Source organism: Aeromicrobium sp. JP4, from assembly GCF_054957925.1.
The window spans coordinates 2,563,253-2,587,881 of record NZ_CM143290.1 but is presented as its reverse complement, the minus strand read 5'-3'; the positions used below and the strand labels follow the sequence as shown (position 1 = coordinate 2,587,881).

General features: G+C 70.2%; 24 protein-coding genes. 5 read left to right on the top strand and 19 right to left on the bottom strand.

Annotation, left to right across the window (positions count from 1 at the left end):
* Position 1 precedes the first annotated feature (1 nt).
* Genes ACY1JX_RS12660 through ACY1JX_RS12650 form a run of 3 tightly spaced genes read left to right on the top strand, consistent with a single transcriptional unit; the run spans position 2 to position 2,889 of the window.
* On the top strand, positions 2 to 1,441 hold the full coding sequence (locus tag ACY1JX_RS12660) for an aldehyde dehydrogenase family protein (RefSeq protein ID WP_181752731.1): 1,440 nt from the start codon (positions 2 to 4) through the stop codon (positions 1,439 to 1,441).
* Complete coding sequence (locus ACY1JX_RS12655; RefSeq protein WP_462564175.1) at positions 1,438 to 2,292, top strand: aldehyde dehydrogenase family protein; 855 nt, start codon at positions 1,438 to 1,440, stop codon at positions 2,290 to 2,292. Before ACY1JX_RS12660 ends, ACY1JX_RS12655 begins: the two co-directional genes overlap by 4 nt.
* Before the next feature lie 24 nt (positions 2,293 to 2,316).
* Positions 2,317 to 2,889 carry a uridine kinase family protein gene (locus tag ACY1JX_RS12650; RefSeq protein WP_462564174.1) on the top strand — a complete coding sequence of 191 codons (573 nt, stop codon included), beginning with the start codon at positions 2,317 to 2,319 and terminating at the stop codon, positions 2,887 to 2,889.
* A 179-nt stretch (positions 2,890 to 3,068) separates the two neighbouring features.
* Here ACY1JX_RS12650 and ACY1JX_RS12645 read toward each other — a convergent pair whose 3' ends face one another.
* From ACY1JX_RS12645 to ACY1JX_RS12605, 9 genes are all read right to left on the bottom strand, one after another.
* Positions 3,069 to 4,148, bottom strand: a complete 1,080-nt coding sequence (locus ACY1JX_RS12645) for an adenosine deaminase (protein ID WP_181752738.1) — start codon at positions 4,146 to 4,148, stop codon at positions 3,069 to 3,071.
* A gap of 1 nt (position 4,149) precedes the next feature.
* Complete coding sequence (locus ACY1JX_RS12640) at positions 4,150 to 4,605, bottom strand: MaoC family dehydratase (protein WP_078700098.1); 456 nt, start codon at positions 4,603 to 4,605, stop codon at positions 4,150 to 4,152.
* A gap of 73 nt (positions 4,606 to 4,678) precedes the next feature.
* Complete coding sequence (locus tag ACY1JX_RS12635) at positions 4,679 to 5,965, bottom strand: thymidine phosphorylase (RefSeq protein WP_462564173.1); 1,287 nt, start codon at positions 5,963 to 5,965, stop codon at positions 4,679 to 4,681.
* A 73-nt stretch (positions 5,966 to 6,038) separates the two neighbouring features.
* Positions 6,039 to 7,217 (bottom strand): cytochrome P450, encoded by a 1,179-nt coding sequence (locus tag ACY1JX_RS12630; RefSeq protein ID WP_462564172.1) that lies wholly within the window; start codon positions 7,215 to 7,217, stop codon positions 6,039 to 6,041.
* Positions 7,214 to 7,636 carry a cytidine deaminase gene (locus ACY1JX_RS12625; RefSeq protein WP_181752745.1) on the bottom strand — a complete coding sequence of 141 codons (423 nt, stop codon included), beginning with the start codon at positions 7,634 to 7,636 and terminating at the stop codon, positions 7,214 to 7,216. The genes ACY1JX_RS12630 and ACY1JX_RS12625 overlap by 4 nt, the downstream gene beginning before the upstream one ends.
* Positions 7,633 to 8,895: an ABC transporter permease gene (locus ACY1JX_RS12620; RefSeq protein WP_286931300.1), complete on the bottom strand. Its 1,263-nt coding sequence runs from the start codon at positions 8,893 to 8,895 to the stop codon at positions 7,633 to 7,635. Before ACY1JX_RS12620 ends, ACY1JX_RS12625 begins: the two co-directional genes overlap by 4 nt.
* Positions 8,892 to 9,992 (bottom strand): ABC transporter permease, encoded by a 1,101-nt coding sequence (locus ACY1JX_RS12615; RefSeq protein WP_462564171.1) that lies wholly within the window; start codon positions 9,990 to 9,992, stop codon positions 8,892 to 8,894. Before ACY1JX_RS12615 ends, ACY1JX_RS12620 begins: the two co-directional genes overlap by 4 nt.
* Entirely contained in the window at positions 9,989 to 11,554 is a 1,566-nt protein-coding gene (locus tag ACY1JX_RS12610; RefSeq protein WP_462564170.1) for an ABC transporter ATP-binding protein, read from the bottom strand. The genes ACY1JX_RS12615 and ACY1JX_RS12610 overlap by 4 nt, the downstream gene beginning before the upstream one ends.
* Before the next feature lie 116 nt (positions 11,555 to 11,670).
* Positions 11,671 to 12,708, bottom strand: a complete 1,038-nt coding sequence (locus ACY1JX_RS12605; RefSeq protein WP_313601439.1) for a BMP family lipoprotein — start codon at positions 12,706 to 12,708, stop codon at positions 11,671 to 11,673.
* Positions 12,709 to 12,864: 156 nt separating this feature from the next.
* Here ACY1JX_RS12605 and ACY1JX_RS12600 point away from each other — a divergent pair, with 156 nt between their 5' ends.
* Entirely contained in the window at positions 12,865 to 13,335 is a 471-nt protein-coding gene (locus tag ACY1JX_RS12600) for a universal stress protein (RefSeq protein WP_181752751.1), read from the top strand.
* 1 nt (position 13,336) lies between these two features.
* Here ACY1JX_RS12600 and ACY1JX_RS12595 read toward each other — a convergent pair whose 3' ends face one another.
* The 3 genes from ACY1JX_RS12595 to ACY1JX_RS12585 all read right to left on the bottom strand — a co-directional run bounded on the left by ACY1JX_RS12595 (position 13,337) and on the right by ACY1JX_RS12585 (position 15,628).
* Positions 13,337 to 13,804 carry a hypothetical protein gene (locus tag ACY1JX_RS12595; RefSeq protein WP_181752753.1) on the bottom strand — a complete coding sequence of 156 codons (468 nt, stop codon included), beginning with the start codon at positions 13,802 to 13,804 and terminating at the stop codon, positions 13,337 to 13,339.
* Positions 13,805 to 13,848: 44 nt separating this feature from the next.
* Complete coding sequence (locus ACY1JX_RS12590) at positions 13,849 to 15,015, bottom strand: amidohydrolase (RefSeq protein ID WP_462564169.1); 1,167 nt, start codon at positions 15,013 to 15,015, stop codon at positions 13,849 to 13,851.
* Between the two features lie 82 nt (positions 15,016 to 15,097).
* On the bottom strand, positions 15,098 to 15,628 hold the full coding sequence (locus tag ACY1JX_RS12585) for a CGNR zinc finger domain-containing protein (RefSeq protein WP_462564168.1): 531 nt from the start codon (positions 15,626 to 15,628) through the stop codon (positions 15,098 to 15,100).
* A gap of 38 nt (positions 15,629 to 15,666) precedes the next feature.
* Here ACY1JX_RS12585 and ACY1JX_RS12580 point away from each other — a divergent pair, with 38 nt between their 5' ends.
* Positions 15,667 to 16,671 carry an EamA family transporter gene (locus tag ACY1JX_RS12580; RefSeq protein WP_462564167.1) on the top strand — a complete coding sequence of 335 codons (1,005 nt, stop codon included), beginning with the start codon at positions 15,667 to 15,669 and terminating at the stop codon, positions 16,669 to 16,671.
* Here ACY1JX_RS12580 and ACY1JX_RS12575 read toward each other — a convergent pair.
* The 7 genes from ACY1JX_RS12575 to ACY1JX_RS12545 form a co-directional block, all read right to left on the bottom strand.
* A complete protein-coding gene (locus ACY1JX_RS12575) occupies positions 16,603 to 17,898 on the bottom strand; it encodes an MFS transporter (RefSeq protein WP_181752761.1) in 1,296 nt (431 codons plus the stop codon). The genes ACY1JX_RS12580 and ACY1JX_RS12575 overlap by 69 nt on opposite strands.
* Positions 17,895 to 18,311: a MarR family transcriptional regulator gene (locus ACY1JX_RS12570; protein ID WP_181752762.1), complete on the bottom strand. Its 417-nt coding sequence runs from the start codon at positions 18,309 to 18,311 to the stop codon at positions 17,895 to 17,897. Before ACY1JX_RS12570 ends, ACY1JX_RS12575 begins: the two co-directional genes overlap by 4 nt.
* A gap of 100 nt (positions 18,312 to 18,411) precedes the next feature.
* On the bottom strand, positions 18,412 to 19,746 hold the full coding sequence (locus tag ACY1JX_RS12565) for a carboxypeptidase-like regulatory domain-containing protein (protein WP_462564166.1): 1,335 nt from the start codon (positions 19,744 to 19,746) through the stop codon (positions 18,412 to 18,414).
* A 19-nt stretch (positions 19,747 to 19,765) separates the two neighbouring features.
* Positions 19,766 to 21,082, bottom strand: coding sequence for a hypothetical protein (locus ACY1JX_RS12560; protein ID WP_462564165.1), 1,317 nt, complete (start codon positions 21,080 to 21,082; stop codon positions 19,766 to 19,768).
* A gap of 123 nt (positions 21,083 to 21,205) precedes the next feature.
* Positions 21,206 to 21,946 (bottom strand): succinate dehydrogenase/fumarate reductase iron-sulfur subunit, encoded by a 741-nt coding sequence (locus tag ACY1JX_RS12555; RefSeq protein ID WP_462564164.1) that lies wholly within the window; start codon positions 21,944 to 21,946, stop codon positions 21,206 to 21,208.
* Positions 21,943 to 23,901, bottom strand: coding sequence for a fumarate reductase/succinate dehydrogenase flavoprotein subunit (locus ACY1JX_RS12550; protein ID WP_462564163.1), 1,959 nt, complete (start codon positions 23,899 to 23,901; stop codon positions 21,943 to 21,945). The genes ACY1JX_RS12555 and ACY1JX_RS12550 overlap by 4 nt, the downstream gene beginning before the upstream one ends.
* A gap of 7 nt (positions 23,902 to 23,908) precedes the next feature.
* On the bottom strand, positions 23,909 to 24,625 hold the full coding sequence (locus ACY1JX_RS12545; protein ID WP_462564162.1) for a succinate dehydrogenase cytochrome b subunit: 717 nt from the start codon (positions 24,623 to 24,625) through the stop codon (positions 23,909 to 23,911).
* Positions 24,626 to 24,629 lie beyond the last annotated feature (4 nt).

Sequence of the window (24,629 nt, the reverse complement as noted above, 5' to 3'; positions counted from 1 at the left end):
CATGCCCAAGTTCGAATACGCCCCCGCGCCGGAGTCGCGCTCCATCGTCGACCTCGCCGCCAGCTACGGCCTCTTCATCGACGGTGAGTTCACCGACGGCGGCGGCACCGCGTTCAAGACCGTCAACCCCGCCACCGAGGAGGTCCTCGCCGAGGTCGCCGAGGCGGACGAGGCCGACGTCGACCGCGCCGTCCGCGCCGCGCGCCGGGCCCACGACCGCGTCTGGGGCCCGATGCCCGGCCGCGAGCGCGCCAAGTACCTGTTCCGCATCGCGCGCATCCTCGCCGAGCGCAGCCGTGAGTTCGCGGTCCTGGAGACGCTCGACAACGGCAAGCCGATCAAGGAGTCGCGCGACGTCGACGTGCCCCTGGTCTCGCAGTGGTTCTTCTACAACGCCGGCTGGGCCGACAAGCTCGACCACGCCGGCCTCGGCCCGAACCCCCGCTCCCTCGGCGTGGCCGCCCAGGTCATCCCGTGGAACTTCCCGCTGCTCATGCTCGCGTGGAAGGTCGCGCCCGCGCTGGCCGCCGGCAACACGGTGGTGCTGAAGCCCGCCGAGACCACGCCGCTGTCGGCGCTGCTGTTCGCCGACGTGTGCCGCCAGGCCGAGCTGCCCCCGGGCGTCGTCAACATCGTCACCGGCGCCGGCGAGACCGGTCGCCTGCTGGTCGCGCACCCCGACGTGAACAAGGTGGCCTTCACCGGCTCCACGCCCGTCGGTCGCGAGATCGCCCGCACGGTGGCCGGCACCGACAAGCGGCTCACCCTCGAGCTCGGCGGCAAGGCCGCCAACATCGTGTTCGAGGACGCGCCGATGGACCAGGCCATCGAGGGCATCGTCCGCGGCATCTTCTTCAACCAGGGTCACGTGTGCTGCGCCGGCTCGCGCCTGCTCGTGCAGGAGAGCGTCGCCGAGGAGGTCCTCGACCGGCTCAAGGCCCGCATGGCCACGCTGCGTCTGGGCGATCCGCTCGACAAGAACACCGACGTGGGCGCGATCAACTCCGCCGAGCAGCTGGGCCGCATCCGCGACCTGGCAGCCACCGGCGACGACGAGGGCGCCGCCCGCTGGAGCGCTCCGTGCGAGCTGCCCGAGCGCGGGTTCTGGTACGCGCCGACCATCTTCACCGGCGTCACGCAGGCCCACCGGATCGCGCGCGAGGAGATCTTCGGCCCGGTGCTGTCCGTGCTGACCTTCCGCACGCCCGCCGAGGCGGTCGAGAAGGCCAACAACACGCCCTACGGCCTGTCCGCCGGTGTGTGGACCGAGAAGGGCTCGCGGATCCTCGCGATGGCCGACCAGCTGCGCGCCGGCGTGGTGTGGGCCAACACGTTCAACCAGTTCGATCCCGCCTCTCCGTTCGGCGGGTACAAGGAGTCCGGCTACGGCCGCGAGGGTGGCCGCCACGGGCTGGCCTCCTACCTGGAGGGTGCACGATGACCGATCGCCTGGATGTCCGGAAGACCTACAAGCTGTTCATCGGCGGGGCGTTCCCCCGTTCGGAGTCCGGCCGCACCTACGAGGTGAGCTCGTCGCGCGGCAAGTTCCTGGCGAACGCCTCGAAGGCCTCGCGCAAGGACGCCCGCGACGCGGTGGGCGCCGCCCGCAAGGCGTTCGGTGGCTGGTCGAAGCGCACGCCGTACAACCGCGGCCAGATCCTCTACCGCGTGGCCGAGGTCCTGGAGGGCCGCCGCGACCAGCTGGTCGCCGAGGTCCGTGCCGCGGAGGGTGTGAACGAGCGTCGCGCCACCGCGATCGTCGACGCCGCCGTGGACACGTGGGTCTGGTACGCCGGCTGGGCCGACAAGGTCTCGCAGGTCACCGGCAACGCCAACCAGGTCAACGGGCCGTTCTTCAACCTGACGTCGCCCGAGCCCACGGGCGTCGTCGCGATCGCGGCGCCGCAGGACTCGTCCCTGCTCGGCCTCGTCGAGGTGCTCGCCCCCGTGCTGCTCTCGGGCAACACCGCCGTCGTCGTCTCGTCGTACGAGCGGCCCCTGCCGGCGATCACGCTGTCGGAGATCCTGTCGACCTCCGACGTGCCCGGTGGCGTGGTGAACATCCTTACGGGTGACATCGCCGAGATCGGGCCGTGGATCGCCTCCCACCTCGACGTCAACGCCCTCGACCTGACGGGCGTCGTCGACCCCGACGTGGCGCGCGACCTCGAGGCCGAGGCCGCGGTGAACCTCAAGCGCGTCCTGCGTCCGGGCACGCCCACGGCACAGTCGCTCGCGCGGATCACCCCGTTCCTGGAGCACAAGACGGTCTGGCACCCGATCGGCGTCTGACGCCGTCTCGATACGCTCGAGCCCATGCCGCACGTCGTGATCCTGGCCGGCCCGTCCGGTGCGGGGAAGTCCCACCTGTCCGAGCGACTCGGGTGGACGGTGCTGCGGCTCGACGACTTCTACCACCCGGTGGATCACCCGCGCCTGCCCCTGAGCACGCTCGGGATCCCCGACTGGGACGACGTGCGGTCGTGGGACCTCGACGCGGCGATGGCGGCCATCGAGGAGCTGTGCCGTGAGGGCCGCACGCAGGTGCCGGTCTACGACATCTCGGTCAGCCGGGCCGTGGGCACGCGCGAGGTGGTGCTCACCGGCGACCGCTTCATCGCCGAGGGCCTGTTCGCCACCGACATGGTGGCGCCGTGCCGCGAGGCCGGCGTGCTCGACGCGGCGATCTGCCTCACGCGGCCGCGCCCGGTGGTCTTCGCGCTCCGTCTCGTGCGCGACCTGCGCGAGTCGCGCAAGCCGCCGATGACGCTGGTGCGCCGCGGCTGGCGGCTGATGAAGGACCAGCCGCGCATCATCGCCGCGGCCGTGGCCGCCGGCTGCACGCCCATGCATCCGCGCCGGGCCTACCGCTTCCTCACCGCCCGCTGAGGGACTACCTGATCTCGATACGACGTCTCGCTCCGCTCGCCGTCACTCGATCACCGGTGATCGAGATCCGTCCGGTGCCGACCACCGGTGATCGAGATCTGTCCGGGTGCCCACCGTCGGTGATCGAGTAGCACGCGAGCGCTAGCGAGCGGCGTATCGAGATCAGCCTCCAGGCGGACTCAGTTCCCCAGCGCCGCGTACCCGGGCTTGATGACATCGTTGATCAGCACGAGACGCTCGTCGAACGGGAGGAAGGCGCTCTTCATCGCGTTGACGGTGAACCAGCGCAGGTCGCCGAGGCTGTAGCCGAAGGCGTCGGTCAACAGGTTCATCTCGCGGCCGATCGAGGTGCCGCTCATCAGCCGGTTGTCGCTGTTGATCGTGACCCGGAAGCCCAGCTCGGCCAGCGGGCCGATGGGGTGGTCGGCGATCGACTCCATCCCCGCGACGGCGCCCGTCTGCAGGTTCGACGAGGGGCACATCTCCAGCGGGATGCGGCGATCGCGGATGTACGCCGCGAGCCGTCCCAGCGAGGGCGTGCCGGAGAAGTCGATGTCGTCGACGATCCGCACGCCGTGCCCCAGCCGGTCGGCGCCGCAGCGCTGCACGGCCTGCCAGATCGAGGGCAGCCCGAACGCCTCCCCCGCGTGGATCGTGAAGTGCATGTTCTCGCGCCGCAGGTACTCGAACGCCTCGAGGTGCAGGATCGGCGGGAAGCCATCCTCCGCCCCGGCGATGTCGAAGCCGAGCACGCCACGGTCGCGGTAGTCGACGGTGACCTTGGCGATCTCCATGCCCCGCGAGGCGTGCCGCATCGCGGTGAGCAGCTGGCCCACCACCATCGCGCGCCCACCGGCCTGGACCTGCGCGACGCCCTCGTCGATGCCGGCCTGCACCGCCTCGACGGCCTCCTCGATGGAGAGCCCGGCGTTCTGGTGCTGCTCGGGGGCCCAGCGCAGCTCGGCGTAGACGACGCCGTCGGCCGCGAGGTCGAGGACGGCCTCGCGCGCGACGCGGGCCAGGTCCTCGGGGCGCTGCATGACGCCGACCGTGTGCTGGAAGGTCTCGAGGTAGCGCACGAGCGAGCCCGACGACGACGCCTCCTCGAACCAGGCCCCGAGGTCCTCCGGCGCGGCCGGCAGGTCGTGGCCGATCTCGAGAGCGATCTCGGCAACCGTCTCGGGGCGCACTCCCCCGTCGAGGTGCTCGTGGAGCGCGACCTTGGGGGCGGCGGCGATCTGCTCCGGCGTGGCCCTCACGTCAGGCGTCCATCAGCAGCGTGACGGTCTCGGCGATGCACGCCGGCTTCTCGCTGCCCTCGATCTCGACGGTGTGCTGCAGGGTCACCTGCTGGCCCTTCTCGATGTCGCGCACCTCCAGCACCTCGACCCGGTTGCGGACCTTCGAGCCCACGAGGACCGGCGCCATGAAGCGCACGCGGTTGAGTCCGTAGTTGACGCGGGCGCGGTCGCCGGCGAAGGCGTAGACCTGCGCGCCCAGGAACGGCAGCAGCGAGAGGGTGAGGTAGCCGTGCGCGACGGTCGCACCGAACGGCCCCTCGGCCGCACGCTCGGGATCGACGTGGATCCACTGCCGGTCGCCCGTCGCGTCGGCGAACATGTCGATGCGGTCCTGGTGGATTTCGGTCCACGAGCTGACTCCCAGCTCCGTCCCGGAGGACGCGGCGATCTCGGCTCTGTCATTCAGGATGCGCATGCTTCCGAACCTATCGTGTCCAACTGGGACACCTCCTGACCCACACCTCAGGTGGGATCGTCGTGAAGCGCCCTCAGCCGCCGATGCGGTCGAGGACGATGGGGGACGGCTGGGGCACGGTCTCGCCGATGGCCCAAGCGCCCTCGAGCGCCTCGTGGGCCCGGCCGAATCGCTCGGGCGTGTCGGTGTGCAGGGTGAGCAGCGGCTGACCGGCGCGCACGGTGTCGCCGGGCTTGGCGTGGAGCTCCACGCCCGCGCCGGCCTGCACCGACTCGCCGGGGCGGGAGCGGCCGGCGCCGAGGCGCCACGCGGCCACGCCCACCGCGTAGGCGTCGAGCGAGGTGAGGACGCCGTCGGACGTGGCCGTGACGACCTCGGTCTCGCGGGCGGTCGGCAGCGCGGCGTCGGGATCGCCGTCCTGGGCCCGGATCATGGCCTTCCAGGCGTCCATCGCGCGGCCGTCGGCCAGGGCGTCGGCGGGGTCGACGTCGCGGACGCCCGCGGCCTGCAGCATCTCGCGGGCGAGGGCGACCGTGAGCTCGACGACGTCAGCGGGGCCGCCGCCGGCGAGGACCTCCACCGACTCGCGCACCTCGAGGGCGTTGCCCGCCGTGAGGCCCAGCGGGACCGACATGTCGGTCAGCAGCGCCACGGTGTTCACGCCGGCGTCGGTCCCGAGCTGGACCATGACCTCAGCCAACTCCCGCCCCTGATCTTGGCTTTTCATGAAGGCGCCCGAGCCGACCTTGACGTCGAGCACGAGCGCGCCCGTGCCCTCGGCGATCTTCTTGCTCATGATCGAGCTGGCGATCAGCGGGATCGCCTCCACCGTGCCCGTGATGTCGCGCAGGGCGTAGAGCTTCTTGTCGGCCGGTGCCAGCCCCGAGCCTGCGGCGCAGATGACCGCACCGAGGCCTTCGAGCTGGGTCATCATCTCGTCGTTCGAGAGCGCTGCCCGCCAGCCCGGGATGGACTCGAGCTTGTCGAGGGTGCCGCCGGTGTGGCCCAGGCCGCGACCCGAGAGCTGGGGCACGGCCACGCCGCACGCCGCCACGAGTGGGGCCAGCGGCAGGGTGATCTTGTCGCCCACGCCGCCGGTGCTGTGCTTGTCGGCCGTGGGGCGCGACAGCGACGAGAAGTCCATCCGCTCGCCCGTGGCGATCATCGCGGCGGTCCAGCGCGCGATCTCACGGCGGTTCATGCCGTTCAGCAGGATCGCCATCGCGAGCGCCGACATCTGCTCGGACGCTACGACGCCACGCGTGTAGGCGTCGACGACCCAGTCGATCTGGTCGTCCGTCAGCTCGTGACCGTCGCGCTTCGCGACGATGATCTCGGTGGGGGCGAACGGCTCAGTCATGCCGGCGCCTCCGTGGAAAGGGCACAGTACGTCGGAACCGGCATCGACATTCTCATTTCTCGCTGCCGCTCGATCATGCGGACACCTGGATGCTCTCGTAGCCGCGCAGGACCCACGTGGGGCGCCGCGGGGACTCGCCCACGAGGGCGAGGTCGGGGAAACGGTCGAGCAGCGCCCGCAGGGTGATGCTCAGCTCGAGGCGCGCCAGCGGGGCGCCGAGGCAGAAGTGGATGCCCAGGCCGAACCCGACGTGCGGGTTGGGGTCGCGGCCCACGTCGAACGTGTCGGCGTCGGCGAAGACCTCGGCGTCACGGTTGGCCGAGCCCATGAGGCAGGCGACCTTCTGGCCCGCCGTGACGAGCTGCCCGGCGACCTCGACGTCCTTGGTGGCGGTCCGCTCGAACAGCTGCAGCGGCGCGTCGAACCGGATGAGCTCCTCGAGGGCGATCTCGATCGGCACCTCGCCGCTCGTGACGCGCGCGAGCTGGTCGCGGTGGGTCAGCAGCGCGTGGAAGCCGTTGCCGAACGTGTTGACGCTGGCCTCGTGGCCGGCGTTGAGCAGCAGCACCACCGTGGCGACGAGCTCGTCGTCGGAGAAGCCCTTGCCCGCGTCGGTCTCGGCGATGAGGTCGCTGACGAGGTCCTCCCCCGGCTCTGCGCGGCGCATCGCGATGACCTCGCGCACGTAGTCGGAGAAGGCGGTGCTGGCCTCGATGGCCTCGGCCTTGGTGGCCTCGTCGATGTCCTTCTCGTACATGTGCACGATCGCCTGGCTCCAGCGGCGCAGGTCCTCGTGGTCCTCGCGCGGCACGCCCAGCAGTTCACAGATGACGTAGACGGGCATCGGCTCGGCGTAGTCGGCGAGCACGTCGAACTGCTCGGGCAGCGCGGCGATCATCTCGGCGGCGAGCGACTCGATGCGCGGGCGCATCCGCTCGACGTGGCCGCGCCCGAAGGCACCGGTGAGCAGGCGCCGCATCCGCGTGTGGGCGGGCGGCTCGTTCTCCATCAGCTGGTTGCGGTGGAGCGCGTTGAACGGCTCCATCTCCTCGACCGGCTCCCAGTCGTGCCACAGCCGGCCGAACGCGCGGTTCTTCAGCACCGCGCCCACGGTGGCGTGATCGGTGGCCAGCCACGTCGACCACGGCTCGTGCCACACGAGCGGTCCGAGCCGCCGCAGCTCGGCCAGGGCCGGGTAGGGATCGCGCAGGAAGTCGGCGTCGGTGGGGTCGAAGGTGGTCAGCGTGCTCATGTGTCGTTCAGGTCCGTCACGTCGAAGGCGTCGGGGAGCACCTCGGTCATGGGCTTCACGCCCGAGGGGGTCAACAGCTGGCACTCGGGGCCACCGTTCTCCCACAGCAATTGTCGGCACCGGCCGCACGGCATGACCGGGCGCCCCTGCCCGTCGACGCAGACGACCGCACGCAGCTTGCCGCCTCCGGTGGAGTGCAGCGCCGAGACCATGCCGCACTCCGCGCACAGCGCGACACCGTAGGCCGCGTTCTCGACGTTGCAGCCCAGCACCACGCGGCCGTCGTCGACGAGGCCGGCCGCGCCGACCTTGTACTTCGAGTACGGCGCGTAGGCGCGGTTCATGACCTCGACCGCGTACTTGGTGAGGGCGTCCCAGTCGACGGGAGCCTCGGGCGGGGTGAAGCCGAAGCCGGTCATCCGACACTGCCCTTCCGGTAGATCTTGCCGTCGGCCGCCGGCATCCTCAGGTTCTGGCTGAAGACGGCGAGGACGAGCAGCGTGGTGACGTACGGGGTCATGGTGGCGAGCTCGTTGGGGATCTCGTCACTGGCGAAGAAGATGCCGGCCACGATGACGCCCAGGATGGCGGCGATCAGCGCGGAGCGGCGGCCGTGCTGGCGCCACTGCCAGATCGCGAGCATCACCAGGAAGACGGCCACGAGCAGCAGCAGCGCGTGGACGGTCTCGCCGCCACCGCGCAGGCGCAGCGTGTCGGTGTAGCCGAACAGCGTGGCGCCGGCGAACAGGCCGCCGGGACGCCAGTTGCCGAAGATCATCGCCGCCAGACCGATGTAGCCACGGCCTCCGGTCTGGCCGTCGCGGAAGGCGTTGGCCGCGACGAGCGCCAGGAAGCCGCCCGCGAGTCCGGCCAGGCCGCCGGAGGCGATCACGGCGATGAACTTGTAGCGGTAGACGTTCACGCCGAGCGACTCGGCGGCCCCGGGCGACTCGCCCACCGAGCGCAGGCGCAGGCCGAACGCGGTGCGCCACAGCACCCACCACGTGAGCACGAACAGGCCGATCGCGATGAGCGTCAGGGAGGACATGTTCGTGACGAACGCCCGCAGCACCGCGGCGAACTCGGAGACGAAGAACCAGTTCTCCTGCTCGATCTCGCCCAGCGGTTCGGACAGGCCGGAGATCGTGATGCTCGGCAGCCGGTCGATCGGCGGGGACTGGGTCTGGCCGCCGCCGGGGACGCCGGAGAAGGCCATCCCCGCGAGGTACTGGACCGCACCTGCGGCGATGATGTTGATCGAGACGCCCGAGACGATGTGGTCGACGCCGAAGTAGACGGTGGCCACCGCGTGCAGCAGACCACCGGCGGCGCCCAGCAGGATGGCGCCGACGACGCCCTGCCACGGGCCGTAGAAGTAGCCGAAGTAGCCCGCACCGAAGGTGCCGAGGATCATCATGCCCTCGAGGCCGATGTTGACCACGCCCGCGCGCTCGGACCACAGGCCGCCGAGACCGGCCAGGCCGATCGGGACGGCGGCGATCAGGGTGGCGCGGATCGTGCCCGAGGAGCTGAGGTCGTCGACGCCGGTGATGATCCGCAGCAGCGACATGATCACCAGGACGCCGGCGATGCCGATCAGCAGCCAGGGCCAGGTCAGACGGTTCCGGCCCTGAGGCGTTCCGTGGACGTTGGTCACGGGATCGGTCGCGACACTCATGCCGACACTCCCTTCTGCTGGAGCTGCGGGTCCAGGGCGGCCGCCACCTGACGCTGCTCGAGGCGGACGCCGTAGCGACGGACGACCTCGTAGGCGATGACGACGGTCAGCACGATGACGCCCTGGGTGACCTTGACGATGTCGGGTGAGACGTCGAGCAGGATCTGCAGCGGGTTCGACTGCTGGTCGAGGAACGCGAACAGGAGCGCGCCGATGGCGATGCCGACCGGGTGGTTGCGGCCCAGCAGCGCGATCGCGATGCCGGCGAAGCCCAGGCCCGACTGGAACGTGGAGCCGTAGGCGTAGTCCTGGCCGAACAGCAGCGGCATGCCGACCAGGCCCGCGATGGCGCCCGAGAGCAGCATCGTCACCAGGATCATCTTCTTGACGTTGATGCCGGAGGCGACCGCGGCGCTCTCGGACTGGCCGGCCGCACGCAGGTCGAAGCCGAAGCGGGTGCGGTTGATCAGCACCCAGTAGACGATGCCGACGATGACCGCCACGACGATGAAGCCGTAGACCTCGCCGCCGAGGAACGGGATGCCGGGGATCCGGCTGCTCTCGGGCAGCGGCTTCGTGGAGATGATGTTGCTGCCCTCCTCGCGCACGGCGACCTTGCGCAGCAGGTAGGCGACCACGGCCGTGGCGATGGCGTTCAGCATGATCGTCGAGATGACCTCGGAGACGCCACGAGTGACGCGCAGCAGGCCCGCGATGCCGGCCCACATGGCACCCACGAACATGCCCGCGACGATCGCCAGCGCGATGTTGAGGAAGCCCGGCAGCCACGCCTCGCCGGCGACCCAGGCAGCCGCGAAGGACGCGATGCGGTACTGGCCGTCGACGCCGATGTTGAACAGGTTCATCCGGAAGCCGATGGCCACCGCGACCGCCGACAGGTAGTACACCGTGGCGGAGTTCAGGATGTTCACCATCGTGCGGTTGTTGGGCCAGCTGAGGATCTGGCTCCAGACCCCGAGCCAGTCGTCACCGGCCAGGATCAGCACCAGGCTCGTGATGAGGAAGGCGGTGACCAGCGCCAGGATCGGCGCGGCCAGCGCGAGCCCGACCTTCGTCAGCCTCGACTCTGTCCTCATGCGGACTCCTCATCCTCGTCGGTGGCACCGGTCATGGCCGAGCCGAGTTGCTGGGGGGTGACGTCGCTGGGATCGAACGTGCCGACGATGCGGCCGCGCAGCAGCACCGCGATCGTGTCGGACAGGCCGATCAGCTCGTCGAGGTCGGCCGAGATCAGCAGCACCGCCAGGCCGTTGCGGCGGGCGCGCTTGATGTGGTCCCAGATCGCGGCCTGCGCGCCGACGTCGACGCCGCGGGTGGGGTGCGCCGCGATCAGCAGGCTCGGCTCGCTGCTCATCTCGCGGCCGACGATCAGCTTCTGCTGGTTGCCGCCGGAGAGCGCGCGGGCGAGGGTGTCGATGCCGGGCGTGCGCACGTCGTACTCCTCGACGATGCGATCGGTGTCCTTGCGGGCGCCGCGCCGGTCGATGAAGGGGCCGGAGACGTTCGGCTCGCGCGTCTGGTGGCCGAGCACGCGGTTCTCCCACAGGGGGGCGTCCAGCAGCAGGCCCTGGCGGTGGCGGTCCTCGGGGATGTACCCGATGCCGGCCTCGCGACGTCGCCGGGTGGACCAGTCGGCGATGTCGGCGTCGTCGAGCTCGACGTGCCCGCTCGTCTCCTGGCGCATGCCCATGATGGCCTCGACGAGCTCGGCCTGGCCGTTGCCCTCGACGCCCGCGATGCCCAGGATCTCGCCGCGGTGGATCTTGAAGGAGATGCCGTCCAGCAGGGGGCGGCCGCCGCGCGGGTCGGGCAGGCCGAGGTCGACGACCTCGAGCACCTCGACGTCGGTGACGGTGGAGAGCTCCGTGCTCGGGCTGGGCAGCTCGGAGCCGACCATGAGCTCGGCCAGCTGGCGCGCGGTGACGCTGGCGGCGGGGACGGAGTCGACGGTGGTGCCCCGGCGGATCACGGTGACCGTGTCGGCGACCGACAGCACCTCGTCGAGCTTGTGGGAGATGAAGATGACGGCCAGGCCCTCGGACTTGAGCTCGCGCAGGTTGTCGAACAGCTCGTCGACCTCCTGGGGCACCAGGACCGCGGTGGGCTCGTCGAGGATGATGATCCGCGCGCCGCGGTAGAGCACCTTGAGGATCTCGATGCGCTGGCGGGCGCCCACGCCGAGGTCGTCGACGAGGTCGTCGGGGTGGATCCCGAGGCCGTACGTGTCGGAGAGCTCGCGGATCGCCTCGCGCGCGCGGTCGCCGATGCCGTGCAGCTTCTCGGCGCCGAGGACGACGTTCTCGAGCACGGTGAGGTTGTCCGCGAGCATGAAGTGCTGGAACACCATGCCGACGCCCTGCCCGATCGCGTCGGACGGCGACGAGAACGACACCGCGTTCCCGTCGAGCTCGATGGTGCCCGAGTCGGGCTTCTGCACGCCGTACAGGATCTTCATCAGCGTGGACTTGCCCGCGCCGTTCTCGCCCACGATCGCGTGGATCGTGCCACGACGGACGTCGATGTCGATGTCGTGGTTGGCGATGACGCCGGGGAAGGTCTTGCCGATGCCCCGCAGCCGGACGACGACGTCGGAGGAGGTGCTGGCGTCGGTGCCGGATTCGGACGGTGTGATGCTCACGGTGTCACCTTTCGGTGGTTCAGCGGGCCCAAAGATGCGGCCCGGCCCCACGCTATCGCGCAGGGCCGGGCCTCAGGCCTCAGTACGTCGAGAAGGTTCTCACTGAGGAAGCGTGCTCACTTCGAGGGCACCGTGATGGTGCCGTCGATGATCTGCTGCTTGTACTCGTCCAGCTTCTCCTTGATGTCATCGACGTGACCGCCGGTCGTGGAGTAGCCGACGCCGTCGACCTTGAGGTCGTAGACCTGCGGACCGGTCTTGATGTCGCCCGCCTCGACGCCCTTGAGGAAGTCGTACACGGCGACGTCGATGTTCTTGGTCATCGAGGTCAGGATGCTGTCGCGCACCGACTCGTCGGCCGTCTTGGCCTGGTCGGAGTCGACGCCGATGGCCCACTTCTCGGCGTCGGTGGCCGCCTGGAAGACGCCACCGCCCGAGCCGCCGGCCGCGTGGTAGACCACGTCGGCTTCCTTCTCGAACATGCCGGTGGCGGCCGTGTTGCCCTTGGCCGGGTCACCGAAGCCGCTGAAGTCCGGCGGGGTGGACAGGTAGACCGACTGGACCTTGACGTCCGGGTTGGCGGCCTTGGCGCCGGCCTTGTAGCCAGCCTCGAACTTGTGGATCAGCTCGGTGTCGACACCACCGACGAAGCCGATCGTGCCGGTTTCGGACTTGAGCGCGGCAGCGGCGCCGACCAGGAACGAGCCCTGCTCCTCGGCGAACAGCAGGTTCGTGACGTTGTCGGCCTCGACCGCGTCGTCGACGATCGCGAAGTTCACGTCGGGGTTCGCCGCGGAGATCTTGGCGACGGAGGCGGAGTAGGCGAAGCCCACGGCCACGACCGGGTTGTAGCCGGCATCGACGAGCTGCTGGAGGCGCTCCTCGCGAGCCGACTCGGGCTCGCCGTCCTGGGCCTCGGCGTCCTTGACCTCGAAGCCGAGCTCGCACGCGGCCTTGTCGAGGCCCTTGGCGGCGGAGTCGTTGAAGGACTGGTCGCCACGACCGCCGACGTCGAAGGCCATGCCGACCTTGACGTCACCCTTCTCGACGCAGTCCTCGCCGGAGGCGCTCTCCTCGTCGCTGCTCTTCTTCGAACAACCGGCTCCGGCAAAGACCAGAGCGGTCACGGCGGCCGCTGCGGTCAGCTTGTTCACTCGACGCACTTTTCCTCCTCGGGGTTGCGCCCGGAACGAGGGCGCACGCGATGTCAGCACGACATTAGGCGCAGAATGGCCTGCCACGGACCGAGTCGGCCGCCCACGGGGCAACTGTCACCGAACCGTAATCAAAAGGGGTCCTAGGATCAGGGCATGCCCTTCTCCGGACCCATCGTCGTCGGCCACGACGGCTCATCCTTCGCCGATCACGCCCTGCGCTGGGCCCTCACGCTGGCCGAGCGCGCCCACATGCCCGTCACCATCGTCCGCGCCTGGACGATGCGGACGGCGCCCAAGCCGAAGACCCACGAGTTCGGCTACGTCCCCCCGGCCTCGGACTACGCCGACGCGGTGCGCGAACGCCTCGAGGACGGCACCCGCGACATCCTCGCCGAGCACCCCGGTGTCGAGGTGACGCTGCAGGTCGAGCGCGGCCAGCCCGCCACCGTCGTGGTCGAGGCCGCCCACGGCGCCTCGCTGCTCGTGGTCGGCCCGCGCGGCCTCGGCGGCTTCAAGGGGCTCATGCTGGGCTCGGTGAGCGAGCACGCCGTCGGCAGCGCCCCGTGCCCCGTCGTGGTGGTGCGCGGCGACGACGACCCGGCGCAGTCCGAGCCGGAGGCCTGACTCAGCCCTCGCGCGGGTCCCAGTCGACCCAGACGATCGACCACTCCTGGGCAGGGCTCGCCTCGAGCGACCACGCCTCCACGTCCGTGTCCAGCACGTACCGAAGACCCGTGACGACGCGGTTGCAGGGGATCTGAGCCGGGCGCTCGCCCGACGCCAGGGAGGTCACCCGCAGGGTGCCCCCGCCGTCGCACACGGCGCGGAAGGCGTGGTGGCCGTCGGTCGCGAACTCCGCCTCCATCGACCCGCCCCGGCCCGAGGCCTCGGCCAGCACGGTCCCGGGCTCCAGCGAGATCTCCCCGATCAGCTCCTCCAGGGGCGTCTCTCGGTCGATCGTCTCCTCGAGGGAGACCGGCGGTGACAGCTCGGTCTCGTCGTCCGCCTTCTCGTCGTCGCAGGCTCCGAGGCCCACCATCAGCAGCAGGACGGGCCCGAGCCGAGCCAGCCGCCGTCTCCCGTGGACTTGCATGCGCGGACGCTAGCAGTCCCCCGCGGCGTCGATGACGGTGGCGCTCAGGCGATCGCGGCGTTGGCGAGCACGAGCGAGCCCACCGCGATGGCGCGCTCGTCGACGCGCAGGTTGCCCTGGTGGAGGTCGTACGTGGCGCCACCCGGGGTGCGGGTGCCGAGGCGGGCCATCGTGCCCGGCAGCGTCTCGACGTACCAGGCGAAGTCCTCGCCGCCGAGGCTCTGCGAGGTGCTGGCCACGCCCTCGGGGCCGAGGGCGCTGGCGACCGCCTGGCGCAGGCGCTCGGTGACGGCGAAGTCGTTCACGACGGGCGGCACGCCCCGCGTGTAGGTGAGGTCGACGCCGACGCCGAACGGCTCGACGATGTCGGCGATGATCCCCCGCACGAGGTGCTCGGCGTCGTGCCAGGCAGCCGCGTCGAGCATCCGCAGCGTGCCCTTCAGCTCACCCACCGCGGGAATGACGTTGGCCGCGTTGCCCGCGCTGACCTGGCCCCAGACGAGGCTGGCGCCGGCACGCGGGTCGAAGCGGCGCGAGAGCACGGCGGGCAGCTGGGTGATGAGGCTGCCGAGGGCGAACGTGAGGTCCTCGGTGAGGTGCGGGCGCGAGGTGTGACCGCCGCGGCCGTTCAGGACGACGTGGATCTGGTCGGAGGCGCCGGTGATGGCACCCTCGCGGATACCCACGCGGCCGACGTCGAGCGAGGGGTCGCAGTGCAGCGCGAAGATGCGGCTGACGCCGGCGAGCACGCCGTCGGACAGCAGGCGCAGGGCGCCGCCGGGCATGACCTCCTCGGCCGGCTGGAAGATGACCCGCACGCGGTACGGCAGGCCGACCTCGCGATCGGCGGCGGCCAGCGCGGTGGCCGCACCGATGAGCGCCGAGATGTGCACGTCGTGACCGCAGGCATGGGCGACGCCGGGGTTCTTCGAGCGCCAGGGGTCCTGCGTGGTGTCGAGGATGGGCAGCGCGTCGAGGTCGGCACGCAGGGCCACGATGGGGCCGCCGGAGGGGCCGAGGTCGACCGAGAGGCCGGTGCCGTCGAAGCGCTGGGGGCTCAGCCCGAGCTTGTCCATCCAGGCGTACACGAGATCGGTGGTGCGCTCCTCCTGCCACGACAGCTCGGGGAAGGCGTGGAGGTCACGCCTCAGCTCGATGAGGTCGGGGGTCACCGTCTCCACGGCGCGCGCAATCGTTTCTCGAAGGTTCATGACCTGTCCACTCTACGCCGGTCGTCCCGTGCAGGGCGGCCATCTCAGATCGGGGACGGCGCGTCACCGAGCGGGGTTTCCGTCACCCCTGGCGCGCCCGGTAGGCGGCCTGGGCCTCCCGGTTGCCGCAGGTCGTGCTGCAGAACTTGCGCGAGCGGTTGCGCGAGAAGTCCACGACGACGTCCTCGCAGTCGGACGCCGCGCACGTGCCGAGGCGGTCCATCTCGTCGGCGCGGATCACGTCGATCATCGCCATCGCGGTCTCGACCAGGACGCGCTCGTGCAGTGGGCGGTCCTCGTCGATGGCGTGCACGTGCCAGTCGAGGTGCCCGTGGCGGACCAGCTGCGGCACGGCCTGCTGCTCGACGAGGATCGCGTTGACCAGCTCGACGGCGCCGCCGCGGTCGGCGGTGAGCAGCTCACGCAGGCGCGGCCGCACGTCGCGCAGGGCGTCCAGGTCGGCCCGCGTCCGCGGGCGCGAGCCCGTGTAGCCCCACCGGTCGAAGAACTCGGTCAGGTCGGACAGCGCCTCGAGGGTGTCGGGGTCGCCGGCCGAATTCGCCAGCTCGGCGGCCGCGCCGAGCGCATCGCTCACGTCAGGAGTGAAGACCATGTTGACACCTTATGCCACGAGGTCTAGCGTCAGGACCCATGAGCGTTGACACTCCTGACGCGACCTTCGTCCGCCACACTCCCACCGGCCTGGTGCTCGCCCTGGCCTCCGCCCTGTCGTTCGGCACCTCGGGCACGATGGCGCGCGGCCTCATGGACGCCGGCTGGTCGCCGGGCGCCGCCTTCGCGGTGCGCGTCAGCCTCGCCGCGCTCGTGCTCGCGATCCCCGGCCTGCTGGCGATCCGCGGCCACTACCGCCTGCTGCTCACGCATGCGCGCACGATCGTGCTCTACGGCCTCTCCGCCGTGGTCTGCGCGCAGCTGCTCTACTTCATGGCCGTCCAGCGGCTCGACGTCGGCATCGCGCTGCTGATCGAGTACACCGCGCCGGTCGCGGTGGTCCTGTGGATGTGGCTCGCGCACGGCCAGCGGCCCGGCCGGTTCACCTTCGTCGGCGCGGCGGTGGCCGCCGGGGGCCTCGTCCTGCTGCTCGACGTCTTCGGCGGTACCGAGCTCGATCTCGTCGGCGTCCTGCTCGCCCTCGGCGCGATGACCGGCGCCGCGGCGTACTTCGTCATGTCCGCCGACGACACGAGCGGCCTTCCGCCCCTCACCCTGGCCGCGGGCGGCCTCGTGGTCGCCTCGGTGACGTTCTGGATCGTGGCGGCCACCGGGCTGCTCCCCTTCACCGCGACCACCGAGGACGTCGTCTTCTCGACCGGCTCGGTGCCCTGGTGGGTGCCCGTGCTCGTCCTGGGCTTCGTCGCGGCCGCGATCGCCTACGGCACCGGCATCGCCGCGGCGCGCCACCTCGGCGGGCGCCTCGCGTCGTTCGTGGCGCTCACCGAGGTCGCCGCGGGCTTGGGCTTCGCCTGGCTGCTGCTCGACCAGGTGCCCGAGCCGCTGCAGCTGATGGGTGCCCTGCTCGTGCTTGCCGGCATCGTCGTGGTGAAGCTCGGCGAGCGCGAGGTGACGTCAGTCGGCTCGGGCCAGGACCTGCTGGTCGAAGCGCTGCCGCCGGAGCATCCGGCGCACGAGCGGTGACAGCTCGGGGGTGTCGAGATCGTGGCGTCGCGCGTACAGCAGCGTGGCGATGCTGATGCCGAGCCCGGCGATGAGGCCGCTGGCCACCAGCGCCTCGCGGGCCCCGACGTGCTCGCCGATCCAGCCGATGACGGGCGCACCGAAGGGCGTGCTGCCGACGAAGACCATCAGGTAGAGCGACACCACGCGCCCCCGCATCTCGGGGATCGTCGTCAGCTGGATGACCGCGTTCGCCGTGGTGGCGGTGGTCAGCACGCTGATGCCGATGAGCGGCAGCACGGCGGCGTAGGCCCAGTAGGTCGGCATCAGGCCGGACAGCACCTGCGCGACCGAGAACAGCAGGGCCGCGCCGATGATGAAGCGCAGTCGCGGCTTCGGGCGCCGGGCCGCCAGCAGTGCGCCGGCGAGCGACCCGATCGCCAGGATCGATCCGAGGACGCCGAACTCGCCGGCACCCTTGCCGAACACGTCGGTGGCCATGAGGGCGCTGGTGATCTGGAAGTTCATCCCGAACGCGCCGAGGAAGAACACCGTCACGAAGAGCAGCATCAGGTCAGGACGCGACGCCACGTACCGGGCGCCGTCGAGGACCGATCGCTTGCCGGGGGCCGAGATCGGCGCGGGCGCCAGCGCGGAGCGGTCCATCAGCAGCAGCGCGCCGACGACGAACCAGAAGCTGATCGCGTTGAGCACGATGACCCACCCGGTGGCGACGACGCCGGAGCCGAGGGCGGCGATCAGCAGACCGGCCAGCCCCGGCCCGATGAGGCGCCCGGAGTTGAACGAGGCCGAGTTGAGCGCGACGGCGTTCGTGAGCCGGTCGGCGTCGACCATCTCGCTGACGAAGGACTGGCGCGCCGGCGCCTCGAAGGCCTTGCCGATGCCGAGCACGAACGTCAGCACGTAGACGTGCCACGGCTCGACGTGGCCAAGGATCGCGAACACGCCGAGGAACCCGGCCGGCACCGACATCGCGACCTGCATCCACAGCAGCAGCGAGCGCTTCGGCACGCGATCGGCCACGGCGCCGGCGATCGGTGAGAACAGCAGGGTGGGCAGCAGGTAGAGCGCGACGGTGGCGCCGAGCGCGGCGCCACTGCCGGTGAGCTCGAGCACGAGCCAGGCCAGGGCGGTCTGCTGGAGCCACGTGCCGATGTTCGACACGATCGAGCCGGCGAAGTAGATCCGGTAGTTGCGGATCGAGAGGCTGCGGAAGGTGGGGCTCACGCGTCGTCCTCCGCGAGCCTGACCAACAGGTCGGTGGCATCCCGGAGACGTGCGCGTTCGTCGGTGGACAGCGTGGCCAGTCGCCGGTCGAGCCACAGATCGCGGCGCTGCCGCTCCTCGGCCAAGACCTTCTCGCCGAGGTCGGACATCGAGATCAGGACCTGGCGGCCGTCGTCGGGGTGGGGATTCTTGATGACGTAGGAGTCCTCGAGCAGGCACTTGAGCGTCCGGGCGACCGACGGCTGGGACACGCGCTCGCGCGCGGCGATCTGGCTGGGCGTCGCGGATCCGAGGACGCGCACGGAGCCCAGCACGGAGAGCTGGGTGGCGGTCAGGTCGGACTGGCGCTCCTGGCGCAGACGTCGGTTGAGTCGGGCCACCGCCTGCGCGAGACGCTGGGATTCGGTGGGCATGTCCTTAGCATAGTTCATTAACCATGCTAATCAAAGAGATGGGGCTCACCTCGGGCGCGACGAAGGGGCCCACCGAGACGGCGGGCCCCTCCGACCAGGCTCAGCGGATGGCGATCTTGAGTGACTTCGTCGACGACGTGATCACCCGGTTGCCCGAGTAGCGCACCGTGTAGGTCCGCTTGCCCTTCTTCTGCTTCGCGATCTTGATCGTGGCCTTGCCGTTCCTGACGTTCACGGTCTTGATCCGCTTGCCCTTGGCGTAGATCGACGCCTTGCCGTGGATCCGCGACGTTGCCACACCCGGCGCCTTGATCGCGATCGTCACCGTCGCCTTGGCTTTGCCCGCCTTGGCCTTCACCGCGAACCTGCTGCGCGACTTGACCGTGACGTAGGGCGTCCACAGGACCGGTGCCTCGGTGCCGACACGGTTCGGCCGCACGAGGACGCGCAGTGACGCGCCGATGTGTGCCGTCGTCGGCCGGAAGGTCCGGCTCGTCGCTCCGGGGATCCAGTACTCGCCGCTGTACCACTCATACTCCGCCGACGTCGCGGCCGGAACGTAGGTGCCCGGGTCCACCGTGAGCACCTGGCCGGGCTCGACCGTGCCGGTGATCCTCGGACCCCTCACCACGCGGAGCTTCTCGGCGAGCCGGAGGGTGACGTCCTTCCCGACGACCGACCCCGAGCGGACGTCGATGTCTCCGCCGTCCGCCAGCGTGAACGCACCGTGGGTGGTGCCGTCCCAATACACGGCCTGCACGTCACGCGCGGCGCCCCACTCGCATCCGCCCGGCACCTCCGGGGGCAGCTCGTCCTCCTCGAGGCACTGCCCTTGGGCGAACTCCAACCGGATCGCGTCGTAGTGGTGCGGCACCGCGATGGTGTACGTCCCGTCGGGCCGGATCTGCAGGTCGGGCCGCTCGGCGTAGGAGGTGGTGATGCCGCCGATCTTGCTCCAGTGACCGTCCGTCCCTCCCCATGACTGGATGTAGAGCCGCTTGGGGCCCACGGAGGAGAGGTCGAAGCCCTCGGTGGTGATCGTCCCGGAGATCGTGGGATTGTCCTGCAGGACGAGGTCGACGCCGGTCAGCCGGGCACCCTTCGACACGGTCAGGGTCCTGCTCGGTGTCGCACTCGCCACGCTCCCCACCTCGGCACGGACCTGGTACGAGCCAGCGGCGGGTGCGGACACGGTGTAGGAGCCGCCCACCGCGACGTACGTGCCGTCGGACCACGTCCAGCGACCGTCGGACTCGCGGCGATACAGCGAGACCAGCGCCTTCTTCCCGCCGGGGATGGGGTTCGCGGCGGTAACGGTTCCGGAGATCGTTCCTGCGGCGGCCGGAGCCGCCGTGGCGGTGCCCGCCGGGGCGAGGAGCAGGCTCGCCACCAGGGCGAGGACCGCAACGAGCGCGGCACGAGTCATGTTCTTCATGGTGCTGTCCTTCTCGCGGTCAGCGGATCTTGATCTTGATCGACTTCGCCACCGGCGTGATCGACTCGTTGCCGGACCAGCGGACCGTGTAGGTGCGCTTGCCCTTCTTCTGCTTGGCGATCTTGATGGTCGCCGTGCCGCGGCGCATGGTGACCGTCTTGATCCGCTTGCCCTTGGCGTAGATCGACACCTTGCCGTAGACCCGGACGGCACTCATCTGCGGCGCGGCGACCCGCACCGTGACGGTCGCCGTGCGCTTGCCGGCCTTGGCCTTCAGTCCCATCCTGGCCGGGCTCTTGACCCGCAGGTACGACGACTTGTGGGTGGGGCCCTCGTAGCCCGCACGCACCGGCCGGGCGAGCACGACGACCGAGCCACCGAGCAGGTCGGGAGTCACCTTCAGCGTTCGGCCCGATCCCAGGTACTTGTCGTACTCGCCGTAGTAGACGGCCGAGCCGGAGTACCACTCGTAGACCACGGACGTCGCCGCGGGCGAGTAGCGGCCGGGCTGAGCCGTGAGGACCTTGCCCACGGCGCGCGTGCCGGTGATCGTGGGCTTGGTCGCGACGCTGAACTTCTGCGCCAGCGTCAAGGAGGTGTTCCCGATCGGGAAGGGACCGGCGGCGCGGAGGTCCAGCGCCCTCGCCTGCTCGAAGGTGGGCGCGCCTTCCGCCGTGTCGTTCCAGAAGGTCGTCAGGACGTCCGGCGCCGTGCCGAACGTGCACTCCGCGTCCGGCTCGTCAGGACAGCCCTGCTGGAAGAAGCGGATGCGGACCAGGTCGTAGGGACGGGGCACCGAGAGGGTGTAGGAGCCATCGGCACGGACGACGGCACTCGCCGCGTCCTCCTGCGCGGTGGTCGCGGCCACCATGAGGGGCATCTCGGAGTCGAGTCCGCCCACGGTGAAGCCCTGAGGCGTCACCGACCCCGTGACGGTGCGGTTCGGCTGCAGCACGAGGTCGACCCCGGTCCGCTTCGCGCCCTTCGTGATCGCGACGGTCCGGAAGTCGGAGCTGCTCGACCCCTCGACTTGGGCTCGCACCCGATAGGTGCCCGTCGATTTGACGCTGAACGAGTAGCTGCGACCCACCGTGACGCTCGCGCCTCCCTGGAACGGCTCCCACTCACCCGAGGCGAGCCGACGATGCGCCTCCACGAACGCCTGGGACCCGGCCGGCAGGGCCGGCGAGGCCGTCACGGTGCCGGAGATCGTCCCCACGGGGGCCGCCGCAGTCGCGTGGACGCTCGACGACGGCGCGGCTCCTGCCGGCGCGATCAGCAGGCTCGCGGTCAGCGCCAGCAGCGCGATGACGACGCGTCGGACCATCGTGTTCATCGGTTCCCCCCGAAATTCAGCAACATGTACCGGTTAGCGAACCATACGTCACACCGGAGGCGTTCGGGAACGACGAAGGGGCCCACCGCGCGGTGGACCCCTTCGATCGGTTACTTCGTCAGCTCACGCCTTGGTGAGGGCGTTGCGCATGTCGCGGTACAGGTGGCTGATGACGTCGAGCGGGATGCCCTTGGGGCACGCCGCGGCGCACTCGCCGATGTTGGTGCAGCCGCCGAAGCCCTCGTAGTCCATCTGCTCGACCATGCCCAACACGCGCGAGTCACGCTCGGGCTGGCCCTGCGGCAGCAGGCCCAGGTGCGTGATCTTCGCGGCCGTGAACAGCATCGCGGAGCCGTTGGGGCACGCCGCGACGCAGGCGCCGCAGCCGATGCACGTGGCCGCCTCGAACGCGTGGTCGGCGTCCTCCTTCGGCACGGGCAGGTTGTTGGCCTCGGGCGCCGAACCGGTGGGCGCAGTGATGTAGCCGCCGGCCTGGATGATGCGGTCGAACGAGCCACGGTCGACCACGAGGTCCTTGACGACCGGGAAGGCCCCGGCGCGCCACGGCTCGATGTCGATGACGTCGCCGTCGTGGAACGTGCGCATGTGCAGCTGGCACGTGGTGGTGACCTCGGGGCCGTGCGGGATGCCGTTGATCACGACGCCGCACGTGCCGCAGATGCCCTCGCGGCAGTCGGAGTCGAACGCCACCGGCTCCTCGCCCTCGAGCGTGAGCTGCTCGTTGAGGACGTCGAGCATCTCGAGGAACGACATGTGCTCGCTGACGTCCTCGAGGCCGTAGGTGACCATCTTGCCCTTGGAGGCGGCGTCCTTCTGACGCCAGATCCGAACGGTGATCTTCACTTGTAGCTCCTGGCCTTCATCTCGACGTACTCGTACTCCAGCGGCTCCTTGTGAAGGATCGGCTGGTTGTCGGCGAACTCCCACGCGGCGACGTACGCGAACTCGTCGTCGTGGCGCAGGGCCTCGCCGTCCTCGGTCTGGCTCTCGGCGCGGAAGTGACCGCCACAGGACTCGCGACGGTTCAGCGCATCGATGCACATGAGCTCGCCGAGCTCGAAGAAGTCGCCCACGCGGTTGGCCCGCTCGAGCGTCTGGTTGAGCTCCTCGGCCTCGCCGGTGACCTTGACGTTGCTCCAGAACTCGGCCTTGAGGTCGCGGATCATCTGGATGGCCTTGATCAGACCCTCCTCGGTGCGCTCCATGCCGCAGTAGTCCCACATGATCTGGCCGAGCTCCTTGTGGAAGGAGTCGACCGTGCGGGTGCCGTTGATCGAGAGCAGCTTCTGCACCCGCTCCTCGACGGCCTGCTGGGCCTCGACGACCCGCGGGTGGTCCTCGGGGACCTTCTCGTACGGGGCGTGCGACAGGTAGTTCGCCAGCGTGTACGGCAGCACGAAGTAGCCGTCGGCCAGGCCCTGCATCAGCGCCGAGGCGCCGAGGCGGTTGGCGCCGTGGTCGGAGAAGTTCGCCTCACCGGCGACGAAAAGGCCGGTCAGGTTGCTCTGGAGGTCGTAGTCGACCCACAGTCCGCCCATCGTGTAGTGCACGGCCGGGTAGATGCGCATCGGCTGCGTGTACGGGTCCTCGCCGGTGATCCGGGCGTACATGTCGAAGAGGTTGCCGTACTTGGCCTCGACGGCCGGGCGCCCGAGGCGCTCGATGGCCTCGGCGAAGTCGAGGTAGACGCCGAGTCCGCCCGGGCCGACGCCCTTGCCCGCGTCACACTGGTACTTGGCCGCGCGCGAGGCGATGTCGCGCGGGACCAGGTTGCCGAACGCCGGGTAGATGCGCTCCAGGTAGTGGTCGCGCTCGTCCTCGGGGATGTCCGAGGCCAGGCGGTCGTCGCCGGCCTTCTTCGGCACCCAGATGCGACCGTCGTTGCGCAGCGACTCGCTCATCAGCGTGAGCTTGCTCTGGTAGTCGCCCGAGACGGGGATGCAGGTCGGGTGGATCTGCGTGTAGCAGGGGTTCGCGAAGTAGGCGCCCTTGCGGTGCGCGCGCCACGTGGCCGTGACGTTGCTGCCCATGGCGTTCGTCGACAGGAAGAAGACGTTGCCGTAGCCGCCGGTCGCGAGGACGACCGCGTCGGCCAGGTGGGTCTCGATGGCGCCGGTGACCATGTCGCGCACGATGATGCCGCGCGCACGCTCGGTGCCGTCGGCGTCGGGCACCATGATCAGCTCGAGCATCTCGTGGCGGGTGTTCATCTCGACCGTGCCGAGGCCGATCTGGCGCTCGAGGGCCTGGTAGGCGCCGATCAGCAGCTGCTGGCCGGTCTGGCCGCGGGCGTAGAACGTGCGCGAGACCTGGACGCCGCCGAAGGAGCGGTTGTCCAGCAGGCCGCCGTACTCACGGGCGAACGGGACGCCCTGCGCGACGCACTGGTCGATGATGTTCACCGAGACCTGCGCGAGGCGGTAGACGTTCGACTCGCGGGCGCGGAAGTCGCCGCCCTTGACCGTGTCGTAGAAGAGACGGTAGATCGAGTCGCCGTCGTTGCGGTAGTTCTTCGCCGCGTTGATGCCGCCCTGGGCGGCGATCGAGTGGGCGCGGCGCGGGCTGTCCTGGTAGCAGAACGCCTTGACGTGGTAGCCGGCCTCGCCGAGCGTGGCCGCGGCGGACGCGCCGGCCAGGCCGGTGCCCACCATGATCACGCTGAGCTTGCGGCGGTTGGCCGGGTTGACCAGGTTCATGTGCGCCCGGTGCTCGTCCCAGCGCTTCTCGATGGGGCCCGCCGGCGCGGCGGTGTCGCGGATCTCGTCGCCGACGACGTGAAAGTCCAAAGCCATGTTCATGTCTCTCTCAGTCGACGATCCCGAGCAGGATCGCCCAGGGCGGAATCAGGAAGCCGATGGTGATGATGCCCGCGACGATCCACGACAGCGGGGTCAGGCGCGAGCCCACCCGGGTGCCGCTGTGGTTGGCGCCGAGGGTGGTGAGGGCGCTCCAGACGCCGTGCCACAGGTGCAGGCCCACCGCGAGCAGGGCGATCGTGTAGGACAGGACGACCCACCAGATCTCGAAGCCGTTGACGACCCGCTCGTAGGGGCTGTCGCTCGCGCCGCCGGGGTGGATCTGGTTCCCGGTCAGGTGCAGCAGGTGGTAGATCACGAACAGCAGGATCACGACGCCGCCCCAGCGCAGCGTGAAGGACGCGTAGGAGCGCTGGATGCCGCGCGAGCCGCGGGGCGAGTGGTAGCGCTTGCCGCCGACGAACCCGGCCGCCTTGCGGTTGCGGCGCCACAGCACGACGGCCGCGTACGCGTGCCCGACGATCGACGCCAGCAGGACGACACGGATGATCCACAGCAGTCCACCGAACGGCAGGTACGGCTGGAACAGCGTGCGCAGGTGGTGCGAGTAGTCGTCGAACGCCTCCTGGCCCGCGAAGACCTTGAGGTTGCCGTACATGTGCAGGAGCAGGTAGCCGACCATGATCAGGCCGGTCACCGCCATCAGGAACTTCAGCGCCACCGTTGACCGCTGAGCGGGCAGGCGCGTCATCTGGGAAGTGGCCACGGCC